Below are 18,781 nucleotides of genomic sequence, written 5' to 3'. Positions count from 1 at the left end.
GCCTTATCCGACCTACGGTTCGGATTTGTAGGCCTGATAAGACGCGGCAGCGTCGCATCAGGCGCTGGCTGTCGGATGCGGCGTGAACGCCTTATCCGACCTACGGTTCGGGTTTGTAGGCCTGATAAGACGCGGTAGCGTCGCATCAGGCAATGAATGCGAAACCGCGATGTAAATAACGACAAAAACAAAATTGGCCGCTTCGGTCAGGGCCAACTATTGCCTGAAAAAGGGTAACGACATGAAAAAATTAACCTGCTTTAAAGCCTATGATATTCGTGGAAAATTAGGCGAAGAACTGAATGAAGATATTGCCTGGCGCATTGGTCGCGCTTATGGCGAATTTCTCAAACCGAAAACCATTGTGTTAGGCGGTGATGTCCGCCTCACCAGCGAAACCTTAAAACTGGCGCTGGCGAGAGGTTTACAGGATGCGGGCGTCGATGTGCTGGATATCGGCATGTCCGGCACCGAAGAGATCTATTTCGCCACGTTCCATCTCGGCGTGGATGGCGGCATTGAAGTTACCGCCAGCCATAACCCGATGGATTATAACGGCATGAAACTGGTGCGCGAAGGGGCTCGCCCGATCAGCGGTGATACCGGACTGCGCGATGTCCAGCGCCTGGCTGAAGCCAACGACTTTCCTCCCGTCGATGAAACCAAACGCGGTCGCTATCAGCAAATCAATCTGCGTGACGCTTACGTTGATCACCTGTTCGGTTATATCAATGTCAAAAACCTCACGCCGCTCAAGCTGGTGATTAACTCCGGGAATGGCGCAGCGGGTCCGGTGGTGGACGCCATTGAAGCCCGCTTTAAAGCCCTCGGCGCGCCCGTGGAATTAATCAAAGTACACAACACACCGGACGGCAATTTCCCCAACGGTATTCCTAACCCGCTGCTGCCGGAATGTCGCGACGACACCCGCAATGCGGTCATCAAACACGGCGCGGATATGGGCATTGCTTTTGATGGCGATTTTGACCGCTGCTTCCTGTTTGACGAAAAAGGGCAGTTTATTGAGGGCTACTACATTGTCGGCCTGCTGGCAGAAGCGTTCCTCGAAAAAAATCCCGGCGCGAAGATCATCCATGATCCGCGTCTCTCCTGGAACACTATTGATGTGGTGACTGCTGCAGGCGGCACGCCGGTAATGTCGAAAACCGGACACGCCTTTATTAAAGAACGGATGCGCAAGGAAGACGCCATCTACGGTGGCGAAATGAGCGCCCACCATTACTTCCGTGATTTCGCTTACTGCGACAGCGGCATGATCCCATGGCTGCTGGTCGCCGAACTGGTGTGCCTGAAAGGAAAAACGCTGGGCGAACTGGTACGCGACCGGATGGCGGCGTTTCCGGCAAGCGGTGAGATCAACAGCAAACTGGCGCAACCCGTTGAGGCGATTAACCGCGTGGAACAGCACTTTAGCCGTGAGGCGCTGGCGGTGGATCGCACCGATGGTATCAGCATGACCTTTGCCGACTGGCGCTTTAACCTGCGCTCCTCCAACACCGAACCGGTGGTGCGGTTGAATGTGGAATCGCGCGGTGATGTGCCGCTGATGGAAGCGCGAACGCGAACTCTGCTGGCGTTGCTGAACGAGTAATGTCGGATCTTCCCTTACCCCATTGCGGGTAAGGGGCTAATAACAGGAACAACGATGACAAATCTAAAAAAGCGCGAGCGAGCGAAAACCAATGCATCGTTAATCTCTATGGTGCAACGCTTTTCAGATATCACCATCATGTTTGCCGGACTATGGCTGGTTTGCGAAGTGAGCGGACTGTCATTCCTCTACATGCACCTGTTGGTGGCGTTGATTACGCTGGTGGTGTTCCAGATGCTGGGCGGCATCACCGATTTTTATCGCTCATGGCGCGGTGTTCGGGCAGCGACAGAATTTGCCCTGTTGCTACAAAACTGGACCTTAAGCGTGATTTTCAGCGCCGGACTGGTGGCGTTCAACAATGATTTCGACACGCAACTGAAAATCTGGCTGGCGTGGTATGGGCTGACCAGTATCGGACTGGTGGTTTGCCGTTCATGTATTCGCATTGGGGCGGGCTGGCTGCGTAATCATGGCTATAACAAGCGCATGGTCGCGGTGGCGGGGGATTTAGCCGCCGGACAAATGCTGATGGAGAGCTTCCGTAATCAGCCGTGGTTAGGGTTTGAAGTGGTGGGGGTTTACCACGACCCGAAACCGGGCGGCGTTTCTAACGACTGGGCGGGCAATCTGCAACAGCTGGTCGAGGATGCGAAAGCGGGCAAGATTCATAACGTCTATATCGCGATGCAAATGTGCGACGGCGCGCGAGTGAAAAAACTGGTCCATCAACTGGCGGACACCACCTGTTCGGTGCTGCTGATCCCCGATGTCTTTACCTTCAACATTCTCCATTCACGTCTCGAAGAGATGAACGGCGTTCCGGTGGTGCCGCTTTACGACACGCCGCTTTCCGGGGTTAACCGCCTGCTAAAACGTGCGGAAGACATTGTGCTGGCGACGCTTATCCTGCTGCTGATCTCCCCGGTGCTGTGCTGTATTGCGCTGGCGGTGAAACTCAGTTCACCTGGGCCGGTTATTTTCCGCCAGACTCGCTACGGCATGGATGGCAAGCCGATCAAAGTGTGGAAGTTCCGTTCCATGAAAGTGATGGAGAACGACAAAGTGGTGACCCAGGCGACGCAGAACGATCCGCGCGTCACTAAAGTGGGGAACTTTCTGCGCCGCACCTCGCTGGACGAATTGCCGCAGTTTATCAATGTGCTGACCGGGGGGATGTCGATTGTCGGTCCACGTCCACACGCGGTGGCGCATAACGAACAGTATCGCCAGCTCATTGAAGGCTACATGCTGCGTCATAAAGTGAAACCCGGCATTACCGGCTGGGCGCAGATTAATGGCTGGCGCGGCGAAACCGACACGCTGGAGAAAATGGAAAAACGCGTCGAGTTCGACCTTGAGTACATCCGCGAATGGAGCGTCTGGTTCGATATCAAAATCGTTTTCCTGACGGTATTCAAAGGCTTCGTTAACAAAGCGGCATATTGATATGAGCTTACGTGAAAAAACCATCAGCGGCGCGAAGTGGTCGGCGATAGCCACGGTGATCATCATCGGCCTCGGGCTGGTGCAGATGACCGTGCTGGCGCGGATTATCGACAACCACCAGTTCGGTTTGCTTACCGTGTCGCTGGTGATCATCGCGCTGGCAGATACGCTTTCTGACTTCGGTATCGCTAACTCGATTATTCAGCGAAAAGAAATCAGCCACCTTGAACTCACCACGCTGTACTGGCTGAACGTCGGGCTGGGGCTTGTGGTGTGCGTGGCGGTGTTTTTGTTGAGTGATGCCATTGGCGACGTGCTGAATAACCCGGACCTGGCACCGTTGATTAAAACATTGTCGCTGGCGTTTGTGGTGATCCCCCACGGGCAACAGTTCCGCGCGTTGATGCAGAAGGAGCTGGAGTTCAACAAAATCGGCATGATCGAAACCAGCGCGGTACTGGTGGGCTTCACTTTTACGGTGGTTAGCGCCCATTTCTGGCCGCTGGCGATGACCGCGATCCTCGGTTATCTGGTCAATAGTGCGGTGAGAACGCTGCTGTTTGGCTACTTTGGACGCAAAATTTATCGCCCCGGTCTGCACTTCTCGCTGGCGTCGGTGGCACCGAACTTACGCTTTGGTGCCTGGCTGACGGCGGACAGCATCATCAACTATCTCAATACCAACCTTTCAACGCTGGTGCTGGCGCGTATTCTCGGCGCGAGCGTGGCAGGGGGATACAACCTGGCGTACAACGTGGCCGTTGTGCCACCGATGAAGCTGAACCCGATCATCACCCGTGTGTTGTTTCCGGCATTCGCCAAAATTCAGGACGACACCGAAAAGCTGCGCGTTAACTTCTACAAGCTGCTGTCGGTAGTGGGGATTATCAACTTTCCGGCTCTGCTGGGGCTGATGGTGGTGTCGAATAACTTTGTACCGCTGGTCTTTGGTGAGAAGTGGAACAGCATTATTCCGGTGCTGCAATTGCTGTGTGTGGTGGGTCTGCTGCGTTCGGTGGGTAACCCGATTGGTTCGCTGCTGATGGCGAAAGCGCGGGTCGATATCAGCTTTAAATTCAACGTATTCAAAACATTTCTGTTTATTCCGGCGATTGTTATTGGTGGGCAAATGGCGGGCGCAATCGGCGTCACGCTCGGTTTCCTGCTGGTGCAGATTATCAACACCATTCTGAGTTACTTCGTGATGATTAAACCGGTTCTTGGTTCCAGTTATCGCCAGTACATCCTGAGTTTGTGGCTGCCCTTTTATCTCTCGCTGCCGACGCTGGGGGTTAGTTATGCGCTGGGCATTGTGCTGAAAGGGCAACTGGCGCTGGGGATGCTGCTGGCGGTGCAAATAGCCGCGGGCGTGCTGGCGTTTGTGGTGATGATTGTGCTGTCGCGCCATCCGCTGGTGGTGGAAGTGAAGCGTCAGTTTTGTCGCAGCGAAAAAATGAAAATGCTTTTACGGGCGGGGTGAGTTGCTGTTTTCGGTTCCGACAACGGTTGCCGGATGCGGCGTAAAACGCCTTATCCATCCTACGGTTCTGTGCTCGGGACCTGTAGGCCTGATAAGACGCGTCAGCGTCGCATCAGGCACTGAATGCCGGATGCGGCGTGAACGCCTTATCCGGCCTACGGTTCTGTGCTCGGGACCTGTAGGCCTGATAAGACGCGTCAGCGTCGCATCAGGCACTGAATGCCGGATGCGGCGTGAACGCCTTATCCGTCCTACGGTTCTGTGCTCGGGTCTTGTAGGCCTGATAAGACGCGCCAGCGTCGCATCAGGCACTGAATGCCGGATGCGGCGTGAACGCCTTATCCATCCTACGGTTCTGTGCTCGGATCTTGTAGGCCTGATAAGACGCGCCAGCGTCGCATCAGGCACTGAATGCCGGATGCGGCGTAAACGCCTTATCCGGCCTACGGTTCTGTGCTCGGGTCTTGTAGGCCTGATAAGACGCGTCAGCGTCGCATCAGGCAAAAAGCGGCAACGAACAAAACAAACACAGCCTCACCTGGCATCAAATTTATGAGGAAAAAATGAAATTACTTATTCTGGGCAACCACACTTGCGGCAATCGTGGCGACAGCGCCATCTTGCGCGGCTTACTTGATGCCATCAACATCCTCAATCCACAAGCCGAAGTGGACGTGATGAGCCGCTATCCGGTCAGTTCTTCCTGGCTGCTCAACCGCCCGGTAATGGGCGATCCGCTGTTCCTGCAAATGAAACAACACAACAGCGCGGCGGGCGTTGTCGGGCGCGTTAAAAAAGTCCTCCGTCGCCGCTATCAACACCAGGTATTGCTCTCACGCGTCACTGACACTAGCAAGCTGCGTAATATCGCCATCGCCCAGGGATTCACCGACTTCGTGCGCCTGCTCTCAGGTTACGACGCCATTATTCAGGTCGGAGGATCGTTTTTTGTCGATCTCTACGGCGTGCCGCAGTTTGAACATGCGCTTTGCACGTTTATGGCGAAAAAGCCGCTGTTTATGATTGGTCACAGTGTTGGCCCCTTCCAGGATGAGCAATTTAACCAACTGGCGAACTACGTTTTTGGTCACTGCGACGCGCTGATCCTGCGCGAATCGGTCAGCCTTGATCTGATGAAACACAGCAATATCACCACCGCAAAAGTGGAACATGGCGTCGATACCGCGTGGCTGGTCGATCACCACACCGAAGATTTCACCGCCAGCTATGCCGTTCAACACTGGCTGGACGTTGCCGCACAACAGAAAACGGTGGCCATTACCCTGCGCGAACTGGCACCGTTCGACAAACGTCTCGGCACCACTCAACAAGCGTATGAAAAAGCCTTTGCCGGGGTGGTCAATCGCATTCTCGATGAAGGGTATCAGGTGATTGCGCTCTCCACCTGTACGGGTATCGACAGCTATAACAAAGACGACCGCATGGTGGCGCTCAATCTGCGCCAGCACATCAGCGAGCCTGCCCGTTACCACGTAGTGATGGATGAACTCAACGATCTGGAAATGGGCAAAATTCTCGGTGCCTGTGAACTCACCGTCGGTACGCGCCTGCACTCCGCCATTATCTCAATGAACTTTGCTACTCCGGCGATTGCCATCAACTATGAACATAAATCCACCGGGATTATGCAACAACTGGGGCTACCAGAGATGGCAATTGATATCCGTCATTTACTGGACGGCAGCTTGCAAGCGATGGTTGCGGATACCTTAGGCCAACTTCCGGCGCTGAACGCGCGACTTAACGAAGCCGTCAGTTGCGAACGTCAGACGGGAATGCAGATGGTGCAGTCTGTACTGGAACGCATCGGGGAGGTGAAATGAAGGTCGGCTTCTTTTTACTGAAATTTCCGTTGTCGTCAGAAACCTTCGTCCTCAATCAAATTACCGCGTTTATTGATATGGGATTTGAGGTGGAGATTGTCGCGCTGCAAAAAGGCGACACACAAAACACCCACACGGCATGGACGAAATACAACCTTGCCGCCAGAACCCGCTGGTTACAGGACGAACCTACGGGCAAAGTGGCGAAACTGCGCCACCGCGCCAGCCAGACCTTACGCGGCATTCATCGTAAAAATACCTGGCAGGCGCTCAACCTCAAACGCTATGGTGCCGAGTCGCGGAACCTGATTTTGTCTGCCATTTGTGGTCAGGTCGCAACACCGTTACATGCCGATGTCTTTATCGCTCATTTTGGTCCAGCGGGGGTAACCGCAGCAAAACTCCGCGAACTGGGTGTCATTAGCGGCAAAATTGCTACTATCTTCCACGGCATTGATATCTCAAGTCGGGAAGTGCTCAACCATTACACTCCCGAATATCAACAACTGTTTCGCCGTGGCGACCTGATGTTACCGATAAGCGATTTGTGGGCCGGAAGGCTGCAAAAAATGGGCTGCCCGAGGGAAAAAATCGCCGTATCGCGCATGGGCGTGGACATGACGCGCTTTAGCCCGCGTCCGGTGAAAGCGCCCGCAACGCCGCTGGAAATCATCTCCGTCGCACGCTTAACCGAGAAAAAAGGCCTGCATGTGGCGATCGAAGCCTGCCGGCAGTTGAAAGAGCAGGGCGTTGCATTTCGCTATCGCATTCTCGGCATTGGCCCGTGGGAACGACGCCTGCGCACCCTCATCGAACAATATCAACTGGAAGATGTGGTAGAGATGCCTGGCTTTAAACCGAGCCATGAAGTGAAAGCGATGCTCGACGACGCGGATGTTTTCTTGTTGCCATCGGTAACGGGCGCGGATGGCGATATGGAAGGTATTCCGGTGGCGCTAATGGAAGCGATGGCGGTCGGTATTCCGGTGGTTTCAACTCTGCATAGCGGAATTCCTGAACTGGTGGAGGCCGATAAATCCGGCTGGCTGGTGCCTGAGAACGATGCTCGCGCACTGGCGCAACGACTGGCTGCGTTTAGCCAACTGGACACCGACGAACTGGCTCCGGTCGTCAAACGTGCGCGCGAAAAAGTCGAACACGATTTTAACCAGCAGGTGATTAATCGAGAACTCGCCAGCTTGTTACAGGCTTTATAGAGGAGAACGTATGCCATTTAAAAAACTCTCCCGACGCACCTTCCTGACGGCAAGCTCCGCGCTTGCCTTCTTTCATACGCCTTTCGCCCGTGCACTTCCTGCCCGAGCAAGCGTTAACATTAACGATTATAATCCACACGACTGGATCGCCTCATTTAAACAAGCCTTCAGCGAAGGGCAAACAGTCGTCGTGCCTGGCGGATTGGTTTGTGACAATATCAACACCGGCATCTTCATTCCTGCTGGCAAAACGTTACACATTCTTGGAAGCCTGCGCGGCAACGGCAGAGGGCGGTTTGTCTTAGAGGACGGCAGCCAGGTGACAGGGGAGGAGGGCGGCAGTATGCATAACATCACCCTGGATGTGCGTGGTTCTGACTGCACCATCAAAGGGCTGGCGATGAGCGGCTTTGGTCCGGTAACGCAGATTTATATCGGCGGCAAAAACAAACGGGTCATGCGCAACCTGACCATCGATAACCTCACTGTCAGCCACGCTAATTACGCCATCTTACGCCAGGGATTTCATAACCAGATTATCGGTGCCAACATCACCAATTGTAAGTTCAGCGACTTACAAGGCGACGCCATTGAATGGAACGTGGCAATTAACGACAGTGATATTTTGATATCTGACCATGTCATCGAGCGCATCAACTGTACCAACGGCAAAATCAACTGGGGCATTGGCATAGGTCTTGCGGGAAGCACTTATGATAATAATTACCCGGAAGACCAGGCAGTGAAAAACTTTGTCGTGGCGAATATCACGGGATCGGATTGTCGGCAGTTGATCCATGTTGAAAATGGTAAACATTTTGTTATCCGTAATATCAAAGCCCGCAATATCACGCCGGATTTCAGTAAGAAAGCAGGTATTGATAACGCGACAGTCGCTATTTACGGTTGTGACAATTTCGTGATTGATAATATTGAAATGATTAATAGCGCCGGGATGTTAATCGGCTATGGGGTAATTAAAGGCAAATATCTCTCGATACCGCAAAATTTCCGAGTGAATAATATTCAACTGGATAATACCCACCTTGCTTATAAATTGCGCGGTATCCAAATCTCCGCCGGGAATGCCGTCTCTTTTGTGTCGCTAACTAACATTGAGATGAAGCGTGCCTCGCTGGAGTTACACAACAAGCCGCAACATCTTTTTATACGTAATATCAATGTGATGCAGGAATCCTCTGTTGGACCCGCATTGAGCATGAACTTCGACATGCGCAAAGACGTTCGCGGCGTCTTTATGGCGAAAAAAGAAACACTGCTGTCTCTTGCAAATGTTCATGCGGTGAATGAAAGAGGGGAAAGCTCCGTCGATATCGACAGGATTAATCACCATATTGTTAATGTGGAAAAGATTAACTTTAGATTGCCAGAACGGAGGGAGTAGATTTGCGACCATTCATAAACTTACTGGATATAATGTTCTAAAAGATTATAATCCTCACACTAACTGTTAAAGCTGGGGCTGGGCAGCATTGACTACTCAGGGAAGGTACTCATCTTTATCTTGTGTTTCTTACGTAACAACCAGACTAAAGTGATTTATGAACGATAACGTTTTGCTCATAGGAGCTTCCGGATTCGTAGGAACCCGACTACTTGAAACGGCAATTGCTGACTTTAATATCAAGAACCTGGACAAACAGCAGAGCCACTTTTATCCAGAAATCACACAGATTGGCGATGTTCGTGATCAACAGGCACTCGACCAGGCGTTAGCCGGTTTTGACACTGTTGTACTACTGGCAGCGGAACACCGCGATGACGTAAGCCCTACTTCTCTCTATTATGATGTCAACGTTCAGGGTACCCGCAATGTGCTGGCGGCCATGGAAAAAAATGGCGTTAAAAATATCATCTTTACCAGTTCCGTTGCTGTTTATGGTTTGAACAAACACAACCCTGACGAAAACCATCCACACGATCCTTTCAACCACTACGGCAAAAGCAAGTGGCAGGCGGAGGAAGTGCTGCGTGAATGGTATAACAAAGCACCAACAGAGCGTTCATTAACTATCATCCGTCCTACCGTTATCTTCGGTGAACGCAACCGCGGTAATGTCTACAACTTGCTGAAACAGATCGCTGGCGGCAAGTTTATGATGGTGGGCGCAGGGACTAACTATAAATCCATGGCTTATGTTGGAAACATTGTTGAGTTTATCAAGTACAAACTGAAGAATGTTGCCGCAGGTTATGAGGTTTATAACTACGTTGATAAGCCAGACCTGAACATGAACCAGTTGGTTGCTGAAGTTGAACAAAGCCTGAACAAAAAGATCCCTTCTATGCACTTGCCTTACCCACTAGGAATGCTGGGTGGATATTGTTTTGATATCCTGAGCAAAATTACGGGCAAAAAATACGCTGTCAGCTCAGTGCGCGTGAAAAAATTCTGCGCAACAACACAGTTTGACGCAACGAAAGTGCATTCTTCAGGTTTTGTGGCACCGTATACGCTGTCGCAAGGTCTGGATCGAACTCTGCAGTATGAATTCGTCCATGCCAAAAAAGACGACATAACGTTTGTTTCTGAGTAATGCAGACGAGTCAGAGAAAAAAGGACCAGGTTGGACTACGATTATTCGGAAAGAGGTACTGATTAAATTATCAGTATGCGGATTTCCGAGTAATCCGAGTAACCCAGATGCTGATGGTGTGTAGTGTTATCCTAAGGTTTAAGCAAAGTTATGCGGAACTAAGCTTTGGTATATAGCCATAACGTTTGGCTAACCTATGGCAATAATTTACGCACTATCAGCCACTTAGAGGTAGGAAAAGAATGACGAATTTAAAAGCAGTTATACCGGTAGCAGGTCTTGGGATGCATATGTTGCCTGCCACTAAGGCGATTCCCAAAGAGATGCTACCGATCGTCGACAAGCCAATGATTCAGTACATTGTTGACGAGATTGTGGCTGCAGGGATCAAAGAAATCCTCCTGGTAACTCACGCGTCCAAGAACGCGGTCGAAAACCACTTCGACACCTCTTATGAATTAGAATCTCTCCTTGAACAGCGCGTGAAGCGTCAACTGCTGGCGGAAGTACAATCTATCTGTCCGCCGGGCGTGACCATTATGAACGTGCGTCAGGGTGAACCTTTAGGTTTGGGCCACTCCATTTTGTGTGCACGCCCCGCCATTGGCGACAACCCATTTGTCGTGGTGCTGCCGGACGTTGTTATCGATGATGCCAGCGCCGACCCGCTGCGCTACAACCTTGCTGCCATGATTGCGCGCTTCAATGAAACGGGCCGTAGCCAGGTGCTGGCAAAACGTATGCCGGGTGACCTCTCTGAATACTCCGTCATTCAGACAAAAGAACCACTGGATCGTGAAGGTAAAGTCAGCCGCATTGTTGAATTCATCGAAAAACCGGATCAGCCACAAACGCTGGACTCAGACATCATGGCCGTTGGTCGCTATGTGCTTTCTGCCGACATTTGGCCGGAACTTGAACGCACTCAACCTGGTGCATGGGGGCGTATTCAGCTGACTGATGCCATTGCTGAACTGGCGAAAAAACAGTCCGTTGATGCAATGCTGATGACTGGTGACAGCTACGACTGCGGTAAAAAAATGGGCTATATGCAGGCGTTTGTGAAGTATGGACTGCGCAACCTGAAAGAAGGGGCTAAATTCCGTAAAGGGATTGAGAAGCTGTTAAGCGAATAATGAAAATCTGACCGGATGTAACGGTTGATAAGAAAATTATAACGGCAGTGAGGATTCGTGGCGAAAGTAATTTGTTGCGAATATTCCTGCCGTTGTTTTATATAAACAATCAGAATAACAACGAGTTAGCAATAGGATTTTAGTCAAAGTTTTCCAGGATTTTCCTTGTTTCCAGAGCGGATTGGTAAGACAATTAGCGTTTGAATTTTTCGAGTTAAGCGCGAGTGGGTAACGCTCGTCACATCGTAGGCATGCATGCAGTGCTCTGGTAGCTGTAAAGCCAGGGGCGGTAGCGTGCATTAATACCTCTCTTAATCAAACTAAGAGCCGCTAATTTCACAGCATGCTCTGAAGTAATATGGAATAAAAAAGTGAAGATACTTGTTACTGGTGGCGCAGGATTTATTGGTTCTGCTGTAGTTCGTCACATTATAAATAATACGCAGGATAGTGTTGTTAATGTCGATAAATTAACGTACGCCGGAAACCTGGAATCACTTGCTGATGTTTCTGATTCTGAACGCTATGTTTTTGAACATTCGGATATTTGCGATGCTGCTGCAATGGCGCGGATTTTTGCTCAGCATCAGCCGGATGCAGTGATGCACCTGGCTGCTGAAAGCCATGTTGACCGTTCAATTACAGGTCCTGCGGCATTTATTGAAACCAATATTGTTGGTACTTATGTCCTTTTGGAAGCCGCTCGCAATTACTGGTCTGCTCTTGATAGCGACAAGAAAAATAGCTTCCGTTTTCATCATATTTCTACTGACGAAGTCTATGGCGATCTGCCTCATCCTGACGAAGTAAATAATAAAGAAGAATTACCCCTCTTTACTGAGACGACAGCTTACGCGCCAAGCAGCCCATATTCTGCATCTAAAGCATCCAGCGATCATTTAGTCCGCGCGTGGAAACGTACCTATGGTTTACCGACCATTGTGACTAACTGTTCGAATAACTACGGCCCTTATCACTTTCCGGAAAAATTGATTCCGCTGGTAATTCTTAATGCTCTGGAAGGTAAGGCATTACCTATTTATGGCAAAGGGGATCAAATTCGCGATTGGCTGTATGTTGAAGATCATGCGCGTGCGTTATATACCGTTGTAACCGAAGGTAAAGCGGGTGAAACTTATAACATTGGCGGACACAACGAAAAGAAAAACATCGATGTTGTGCTGACTATTTGTGATTTGTTGGATGAGATTGTACCGAAAGAGCAATCTTATCGTGAGCAAATTACTTATGTTGCCGATCGTCCGGGACACGATCGCCGTTATGCGATTGATGCTGAGAAGATTAGCCGCGAATTGGGCTGGAAACCGCAGGAAACGTTTGAGAGCGGGATTCGGAAGACAGTGGAATGGTACCTGTCCAATACAAAATGGGTTGATAATGTGAAAAGTGGTGCCTATCAATCGTGGATTGAACAGAACTATGAGGGCCGCAAGTAATGAATATCCTCCTTTTCGGCAAAACAGGGCAGGTAGGTTGGGAACTACAGCGTTCTCTTGCTCCTCTGGGTAACTTGATTGCTCTTGATGTTCACTCCACTGATTATTGTGGCGATTTCAGCAACCCAGAAGGTGTGGCTGAAACCGTCAAAAAAATTCGCCCAGATGTTATTGTTAATGCTGCGGCTCATACCGCAGTAGATAAAGCTGAGTCAGAACCCGAATTTGCACAATTACTCAATGCGACCAGCGTTGAATCAATTGCAAAAGCGGCTAATGAAGTTGGGGCCTGGGTAATTCATTTCTCAACTGACTACGTATTCCCTGGAAATGGCGACACTCCATGGCTGGAGACTGATGCAACCGCACCACTAAATGTTTACGGTGAAACCAAGTTAGCTGGAGAAAAAGCATTACAAGAGCATTGTGCGAAGCACCTTATTTTTCGTACCAGCTGGGTATATGCAGGTAAAGGAAACAATTTTGCCAAGACAATGTTACGTCTGGCAAAAGAGCGCGAAGAATTAGCTGTCATTAACGATCAGTTTGGTGCACCAACAGGTGCTGAACTGCTGGCTGATTGTACGGCACATGCAATTCGTATGGCACTGAATAAACCAGAAGTCGCAGGCTTGTACCATCTGGTAGCCAGTGGTACCACAACCTGGCACGATTATGCTACGCTGGTTTTTGAAGAGGCACGAAAAGCAGGTATTCCCCTTGCACTCAACAAGCTCAACGCAGTACCAACAACAGCCTATCCTACACCAGCTCGTCGTCCACATAACTCTCGCCTTAATACAGAAAAATTTCAGCAGAATTTTGCGCTTGTTTTGCCTGACTGGCAGGTTGGCGTGAAACGAATGCTCAACGAATTATTTACGACTACAGCAATTTAATAGTTTTTGCATCTTGTTCGTGATGGTGGAGCAAGATGAATTAAAAGGAATGATGAAATGAAAACGCGTAAAGGTATTATTTTAGCGGGTGGTTCTGGTACACGTCTTTATCCTGTGACTATGGCCGTGAGTAAACAACTTCTGCCTATTTATGATAAGCCTATGATTTATTACCCGCTCTCAACCCTGATGCTGGCGGGTATTCGTGATATTTTGATTATTAGTACGCCACAAGATACACCACGTTTTGAGCAATTACTGGGCGACGGTAGCCAGTGGGGGCTTAATCTTCAGTATAAAGTGCAACCTAGCCCAGACGGTCTTGCGCAAGCATTTATCATCGGTGAAGAGTTCATCGGGGGTGATGATTGTGCTTTGGTTCTTGGTGATAATATCTTTTACGGTCACGATCTGCCGAAGTTAATGGACGCAGCTGTTAACAAAGAAAGTGGCGCAACGGTATTTGCTTATCACGTAAATGATCCTGAACGCTACGGTGTCGTTGAGTTTGATAAAAACGGTACGGCAATTAGCCTGGAAGAAAAACCGCTACAGCCAAAAAGTAATTATGCGGTGACAGGGCTTTATTTCTATGATAACGACGTTGTCGAAATGGCGAAAAACCTTAAGCCATCTGCACGTGGTGAACTGGAAATTACCGATATTAACCGTATTTATATGGAACAAGGGCGTTTGTCTGTTGCTATGATGGGCCGTGGTTATGCATGGCTGGACACGGGGACACATCAAAGTCTTATTGAAGCAAGCAACTTCATTGCAACAATTGAAGAACGTCAGGGACTGAAAGTTTCCTGCCCGGAAGAAATTGCTTACCGTAAAGGGTTTATAGATGCGAAACAAGTGAGAAAGCTAGCGGAATCTCTATCAAAAAATGCATATGGCAGATATCTTTATACAATGCTTGATGTATAAATTAACATTTGTGATAAACAAAAAGATAGAGGTGAAATTTGTTTAGTGTTTTGATGTCTTTATATGATAAAGAAAAGCCAGAATATTTGGATCAATGTTTGAATAGCCTTTCAAGGCAAACGTTGTTAGCAGATGAAATTGTGATGGTGTATGATGGTCCTATCAATATACACTTAGAAAGTGTTGTAGATAAATGGTCCAGACTATTGCCCATAAAAATTGTTAAGCTCGAGAAGAATGTGGGCTTGGGCAAAGCTTTAAACGAAGGATTAATCAACTGTACTTTTGATATAGTCGCACGAATGGATACAGACGATATATGCAATGAAGAAAGATTTGAAAAACAGATTAATACGTTTGCTAGGGATGATGAATTATCAATACTTGGAAGTTATATTGAAGAGTTCGAAGGGGCTGAAAAAAATATAATTTCTGTACGTCATGTTCCACAGACATATAATGAAATATTAAATACTATAAAATTAAAAAACCCCTTCAATCATATGACTGTAATGTTTAAAAAAAAAGCCATTCTGTCAGTAGGTGGATATCAAAAACATCATCTAATGGAGGACTATAATTTATGGTTAAGGTTAATATCAAAGGGATATAAAGGATTAAACATACCCGAGAATTTAGTTTCTGTTCGTGCTGGACGCGATATGATTGCCCGACGACATGGAGTTAAATATATAGGAAGCGAGCTAAAGCTGGCAAAATTAAAAATGGAACTCGGGTATTTAGGTGTCACTAGGAGTATATATATATTTATATTAAGAAGTTTACCGAGACTGATGCCAATATTTATTTTGAAAGAGATATATAAGATAGCAAGGGTAAAGTAATTATTTGGAGTATTAAAAATGAAAGTTATAAAAACTGAAATTGAAAATGTACTTATATTTGAACCTGCTATTTTTGAAGATGATAGAGGTTTTTTTTATGAAAGCTATAACAAAAAAAAGTTTACAGAGCTCACTGGCATTGTTGAGGATTTTGTACAGGATAATCATTCTAAATCGATTCAAGGGGTGATTCGTGGATTACATTTTCAAAAGGAACCTTGTGCCCAAGGAAAGTTAGTGAGATGTATTAGAGGAAGTGTATTTGATGTGATTGTAGATATAAGACCACAATCTGAGACCTATGGTAAATGGATAGGTATTGAATTGACAGAAAAAAATAAAAGGCAAATATGGATCCCGGCAGGATTTGCCCATGGGTTTCAAACATTAAGCCTTGAAGCTGAATTTTTATATAAAACTACTGGTTACTATTCTCCAAAGAATGAAAAATGCATTATTTGGAATGACGAAACACTAAACATTAACTGGCCGTTAGATAATGTAATTTTATCTGAAAAAGATGCAGAAGGTTTAACTTTAAAAGAATGGCAGCAAGAGATGGCATATGGAAATTAAATTTATTCCACTTCAAAAACATGGCGATGATAGAGGTTCATTAGTTGCCCTTGAAGAAGAAAATAATATCCCATTTACAATCAAACGTGTTTACTATTTATTTAATACTAAAAGAAATGTTGTAAGAGGATTACATGCCCATAAAAAGTTGATGCAAGTTGCAATTGCAGTGAGAGGCTCTTGTCGCTTTCTGCTAGATGATGGAAAAGAAAGAATTGAAATACTCTTAGATAATCCTGCCCAAGGTTTACTTATTGAATCCTTCATGTGGCGTGAGATGTATGACTTTTCGGATGATTGCGTATTAATGATATTAGCCGATAGCCATTACGATGAAGATGATTATGTAAGAAATTATGATGATTTTATTCGGTTAGCCCACAAAAAATAAAAAGATATTAGGAGTAAGGATGATTAATTTTTTAAATCTTAAAACATTGAATCAAAAGTATAGCCAAGAATTAAATGAAGCTTGTAAAAGAGTAATTGATTCGGGCTGGTATATTATGGGGGATGAGCTTGAATCGTTTGAAAGGAACTTTGCAGAATATTGTGGGACTCGCCATTGTATTGGTGTGGCTAACGGCTTAGATGCATTAACACTTTCACTTAAGACTTGGAAGATTTTGGGTAAACTGAAGGATGGTGACGAGATCATTGTTCAGGCTAACACATATATAGCCTCTATTTTGGCGATTACTGCAAATAATTTAAAACCTGTTTTGGTTGAACCCTCAATAGAAAGTTATAACCTCAGCAAGCAAAACATACTTGATGCGATAACTGAAAAAACAAAGGCTATTTTACCTGTACATTTATATGGGCAAATATCACCAATGGAAGATATTATGTCCATTGCAAAAAAATATGATCTTATAGTACTCGAAGATTCTGCACAGGCACATGGGGCATCTATCAATGGCAAACGAGCAGGGGGCTGGGGAAATGCCTCTGGTTTTAGTTTTTATCCAGGAAAAAATTTGGGCGCTCTAGGTGATGCCGGTGCAATAACTACAAATTGCGATGAATTCAATGCTGTGATCAAGGCGCTGCGAAACTATGGTTCTAATAAAAAATATCATAACTTATATGATGGAGTGAATAGTCGTCTTGATGAAATACAAGCGGCAATACTAAACGTTAAACTGAAATACTTAGATAATGAAACTAATATTCGACGGGAAATTGCTAATTATTACATCAATAATATTGATAATAAAAATATTATCATGCCGTCTTTAAAAAACGAAGAAAATCACGTTTGGCATTTATTCGTTATTCGATGTAAAAAAAGAGAGTTGCTGATTAAACATTTAATTGAAAATGGGGTTCAAACATTAATTCATTATCCCATTCCACCTCATAAGCAAAATTGCTTTAGGTCTTGGAATAATTTAGTTCTCCCTATTACTGAGATGATTCATGATGAAGTTCTGTCTATTCCATTAGATTCAACATTAACACAAAAGGATGTCGAAAGAATAGTTTCTTCAATAAATTCTTTTAAATCATGAAAAAAATACTAAGCATTTCTTTACTTTCCGGTATCATGACACTTATAAAAATGGTTATGGGGTTTGCTATTTCAAAAATAGTTGCAGTGTATGCAGGAACCAGTGGAGTTGCTCTTCTAGGACAAATGCAAAGTGTTATTTTAAGTTTAAACGGGATTATAAATTCACCCGTAGGTAATGGGGTTATAAAATTCACATCAGAAAATAGTCATGATTTTGAAAAATGCTCGCCATACTGGCGAGCATCAATCTTATATGTTATGTGTTTCTCTACAATTATAATTATAGTCGGATGTTTTTATGCGCAGGAGATATCCTTACTTCTTTTTGGACATAGTGATAATTACTGGATCGTTTTATTAATGGTATTTGTAGCTCCTATAACATCTATAGGGACGCTAATTAATTCAATATTGAACGGTTTAGAAAGCTACAAGCAGTATGTTTATACAGGCATTATAGCTTCTGTACTTTCAGGTCTAATAATGATCTTTGTGATTGTTAATTTCGGTATAGTTGGCGCGTTAGTTGGTGCTTCACTTCAATATGCTTTAATAGGAATTATATCTTTCATTATTAATATATATCAGCCTTGGCTGAAGATTGGCTATTTAATAGGTAAAATTAGCACAGATGTTAAGAAGAATATAGCAGAATATATATTTATGGCTATAGTTAGTGCTGTATCGTTACCATTAGGTATGATTTTAATTAGAGGCTTTTTAATAGAATATACCGGTTGGAAAAATGCTGGGGAGTGGCAAGCTGTTTGGAAAATATCTGAGGCTTATTTGAGTGTAATTACAATGGGGCTATCAGTTTACTATCTTCCAAGACTCAGTTCTTTATATGATCATAACTCTTTGGTTCGTGAAGTAAAATCTGTCGCATCAATTGTATTACCAATAGTTTCATTGATGGCTGTTGCGGTATATATCCTAAGGGATTTCTCAATTTCATTATTGTATACTGAACAGTTCAGAGAGGCAAGGGAGTTATTTAAAATCCAATTAATAGGTGATGTTATAAAAGTTATTAGCTGGGTATACGCCTATCCAATGATAGCAAAAAAATCAACAAAACTATTTGTATTTACCGAGATTGTGTTCACCATAACCTTGGTTCTTTTAAGTTATTTTTTTATAAAAAAATATGGCGTACATGGAGCTAATTTAGCATATGTACTAAATTATATATTATATTTCATATGTGTATATATTCTACTGAATAAAGCTATAAAAAATTAATCTTTATTATTGAA

General features: G+C 46.1%; 16 protein-coding genes. All 16 read left to right on the top strand.

Going from position 1 to position 18,781, the window contains the following annotated elements:
* Nucleotides 1-241: 241 nt before the first annotated feature.
* The 16 genes from cpsG (at nt 242) to ACJHW7_RS20980 (ending at nt 18,767) form a co-directional block, all read left to right on the top strand.
* The gene (gene cpsG / locus ACJHW7_RS21055; protein WP_002432359.1) at nt 242-1,612 is read left to right on the top strand and encodes a colanic acid biosynthesis phosphomannomutase CpsG; all 1,371 of its coding nucleotides are present in this window, start codon (nt 242-244) and stop codon (nt 1,610-1,612) included.
* A 54-nt stretch (nt 1,613-1,666) separates the two neighbouring features.
* On the top strand, nt 1,667-3,061 hold the full coding sequence (wcaJ, locus tag ACJHW7_RS21050) for an undecaprenyl-phosphate glucose phosphotransferase (protein ID WP_000183130.1): 1,395 nt from the start codon (nt 1,667-1,669) through the stop codon (nt 3,059-3,061).
* A gap of 1 nt (nt 3,062) precedes the next feature.
* Nucleotides 3,063-4,541, top strand: a complete 1,479-nt coding sequence (gene wzxC, locus ACJHW7_RS21045; RefSeq protein ID WP_000058472.1) for a colanic acid undecaprenyl disphosphate flippase WzxC — start codon at nt 3,063-3,065, stop codon at nt 4,539-4,541.
* Between the two features lie 563 nt (nt 4,542-5,104).
* Entirely contained in the window at nt 5,105-6,385 is a 1,281-nt protein-coding gene (gene wcaK, locus ACJHW7_RS21040) for a colanic acid biosynthesis pyruvyl transferase WcaK (RefSeq protein WP_000770884.1), read from the top strand.
* A complete protein-coding gene (gene wcaL, locus ACJHW7_RS21035; protein WP_000862701.1) occupies nt 6,382-7,602 on the top strand; it encodes a colanic acid biosynthesis glycosyltransferase WcaL in 1,221 nt (406 codons plus the stop codon). Before wcaK ends, wcaL begins: the two co-directional genes overlap by 4 nt.
* 10 nt (nt 7,603-7,612) lie before the next feature.
* Nucleotides 7,613-9,007 (top strand): colanic acid biosynthesis protein WcaM, encoded by a 1,395-nt coding sequence (gene wcaM / locus ACJHW7_RS21030; protein ID WP_001115969.1) that lies wholly within the window; start codon nt 7,613-7,615, stop codon nt 9,005-9,007.
* Between the two features lie 157 nt (nt 9,008-9,164).
* Entirely contained in the window at nt 9,165-10,160 is a 996-nt protein-coding gene (locus ACJHW7_RS21025; protein ID WP_000999466.1) for an N-acetyl-alpha-D-glucosaminyl-diphospho-ditrans,octacis-undecaprenol 4-epimerase, read from the top strand.
* Between the two features lie 242 nt (nt 10,161-10,402).
* Nucleotides 10,403-11,296 (top strand): UTP--glucose-1-phosphate uridylyltransferase GalF, encoded by an 894-nt coding sequence (gene galF / locus ACJHW7_RS21020; RefSeq protein WP_000183060.1) that lies wholly within the window; start codon nt 10,403-10,405, stop codon nt 11,294-11,296.
* A gap of 371 nt (nt 11,297-11,667) precedes the next feature.
* Complete coding sequence (gene rfbB / locus ACJHW7_RS21015; RefSeq protein ID WP_000699443.1) at nt 11,668-12,753, top strand: dTDP-glucose 4,6-dehydratase; 1,086 nt, start codon at nt 11,668-11,670, stop codon at nt 12,751-12,753.
* On the top strand, nt 12,753-13,652 hold the full coding sequence (gene rfbD / locus ACJHW7_RS21010; RefSeq protein WP_001023652.1) for a dTDP-4-dehydrorhamnose reductase: 900 nt from the start codon (nt 12,753-12,755) through the stop codon (nt 13,650-13,652). Before rfbB ends, rfbD begins: the two co-directional genes overlap by 1 nt.
* A gap of 57 nt (nt 13,653-13,709) precedes the next feature.
* Nucleotides 13,710-14,585: a glucose-1-phosphate thymidylyltransferase RfbA gene (rfbA, locus tag ACJHW7_RS21005; protein WP_061356325.1), complete on the top strand. Its 876-nt coding sequence runs from the start codon at nt 13,710-13,712 to the stop codon at nt 14,583-14,585.
* Between the two features lie 38 nt (nt 14,586-14,623).
* Nucleotides 14,624-15,430, top strand: a complete 807-nt coding sequence (locus tag ACJHW7_RS21000; RefSeq protein WP_061356324.1) for a glycosyltransferase — start codon at nt 14,624-14,626, stop codon at nt 15,428-15,430.
* An 18-nt stretch (nt 15,431-15,448) separates the two neighbouring features.
* Nucleotides 15,449-16,006, top strand: a complete 558-nt coding sequence (gene rfbC, locus ACJHW7_RS20995; protein WP_061356323.1) for a dTDP-4-dehydrorhamnose 3,5-epimerase — start codon at nt 15,449-15,451, stop codon at nt 16,004-16,006.
* Complete coding sequence (locus ACJHW7_RS20990; protein ID WP_061356322.1) at nt 15,996-16,397, top strand: sugar 3,4-ketoisomerase; 402 nt, start codon at nt 15,996-15,998, stop codon at nt 16,395-16,397. Before rfbC ends, ACJHW7_RS20990 begins: the two co-directional genes overlap by 11 nt.
* A gap of 19 nt (nt 16,398-16,416) precedes the next feature.
* Nucleotides 16,417-17,520, top strand: a complete 1,104-nt coding sequence (locus ACJHW7_RS20985; RefSeq protein ID WP_410233576.1) for a DegT/DnrJ/EryC1/StrS family aminotransferase — start codon at nt 16,417-16,419, stop codon at nt 17,518-17,520.
* Nucleotides 17,517-18,767 carry an O-antigen translocase gene (locus tag ACJHW7_RS20980; protein WP_061356320.1) on the top strand — a complete coding sequence of 417 codons (1,251 nt, stop codon included), beginning with the start codon at nt 17,517-17,519 and terminating at the stop codon, nt 18,765-18,767. Before ACJHW7_RS20985 ends, ACJHW7_RS20980 begins: the two co-directional genes overlap by 4 nt.
* The last annotated feature ends 14 nt before the right edge of the window (nt 18,768-18,781 follow it).

This window comes from Escherichia sp. WS1152 (genome assembly GCF_046487665.1).
Lineage (GTDB): Bacteria > Pseudomonadota > Gammaproteobacteria > Enterobacterales > Enterobacteriaceae > Escherichia > Escherichia coli.
Note: the sequence above shows the minus strand (reverse complement) of the source record. Positions and strands in the feature narration are given on the sequence as shown.

Bases quoted from the DNA above. Each gene is read 5' to 3' on its own strand.
- cpsG (WP_002432359.1), top strand. From the start codon at position 242: ATGAAAAAATTAACCTGCTTTAAAGCCTATGATATTCGTGGAAAATTA.
- wcaJ (WP_000183130.1), top strand. From the start codon at position 1,667: ATGACAAATCTAAAAAAGCGCGAGCGAGCGAAAACCAATGCATCGTTA.
- wzxC (WP_000058472.1), top strand. From the start codon at position 3,063: ATGAGCTTACGTGAAAAAACCATCAGCGGCGCGAAGTGGTCGGCGATA.
- wcaK (WP_000770884.1), top strand. From the start codon at position 5,105: ATGAAATTACTTATTCTGGGCAACCACACTTGCGGCAATCGTGGCGAC.
- wcaL (WP_000862701.1), top strand. From the start codon at position 6,382: ATGAAGGTCGGCTTCTTTTTACTGAAATTTCCGTTGTCGTCAGAAACC.
- wcaM (WP_001115969.1), top strand. From the start codon at position 7,613: ATGCCATTTAAAAAACTCTCCCGACGCACCTTCCTGACGGCAAGCTCC.
- ACJHW7_RS21025 (WP_000999466.1), top strand. From the start codon at position 9,165: ATGAACGATAACGTTTTGCTCATAGGAGCTTCCGGATTCGTAGGAACC.
- galF (WP_000183060.1), top strand. From the start codon at position 10,403: ATGACGAATTTAAAAGCAGTTATACCGGTAGCAGGTCTTGGGATGCAT.
- rfbD (WP_001023652.1), top strand. From the start codon at position 12,753: ATGAATATCCTCCTTTTCGGCAAAACAGGGCAGGTAGGTTGGGAACTA.
- rfbA (WP_061356325.1), top strand. From the start codon at position 13,710: ATGAAAACGCGTAAAGGTATTATTTTAGCGGGTGGTTCTGGTACACGT.
- rfbC (WP_061356323.1), top strand. From the start codon at position 15,449: ATGAAAGTTATAAAAACTGAAATTGAAAATGTACTTATATTTGAACCT.
- ACJHW7_RS20990 (WP_061356322.1), top strand. From the start codon at position 15,996: ATGGAAATTAAATTTATTCCACTTCAAAAACATGGCGATGATAGAGGT.
- ACJHW7_RS20985 (WP_410233576.1), top strand. From the start codon at position 16,417: ATGATTAATTTTTTAAATCTTAAAACATTGAATCAAAAGTATAGCCAA.
- ACJHW7_RS20980 (WP_061356320.1), top strand. From the start codon at position 17,517: ATGAAAAAAATACTAAGCATTTCTTTACTTTCCGGTATCATGACACTT.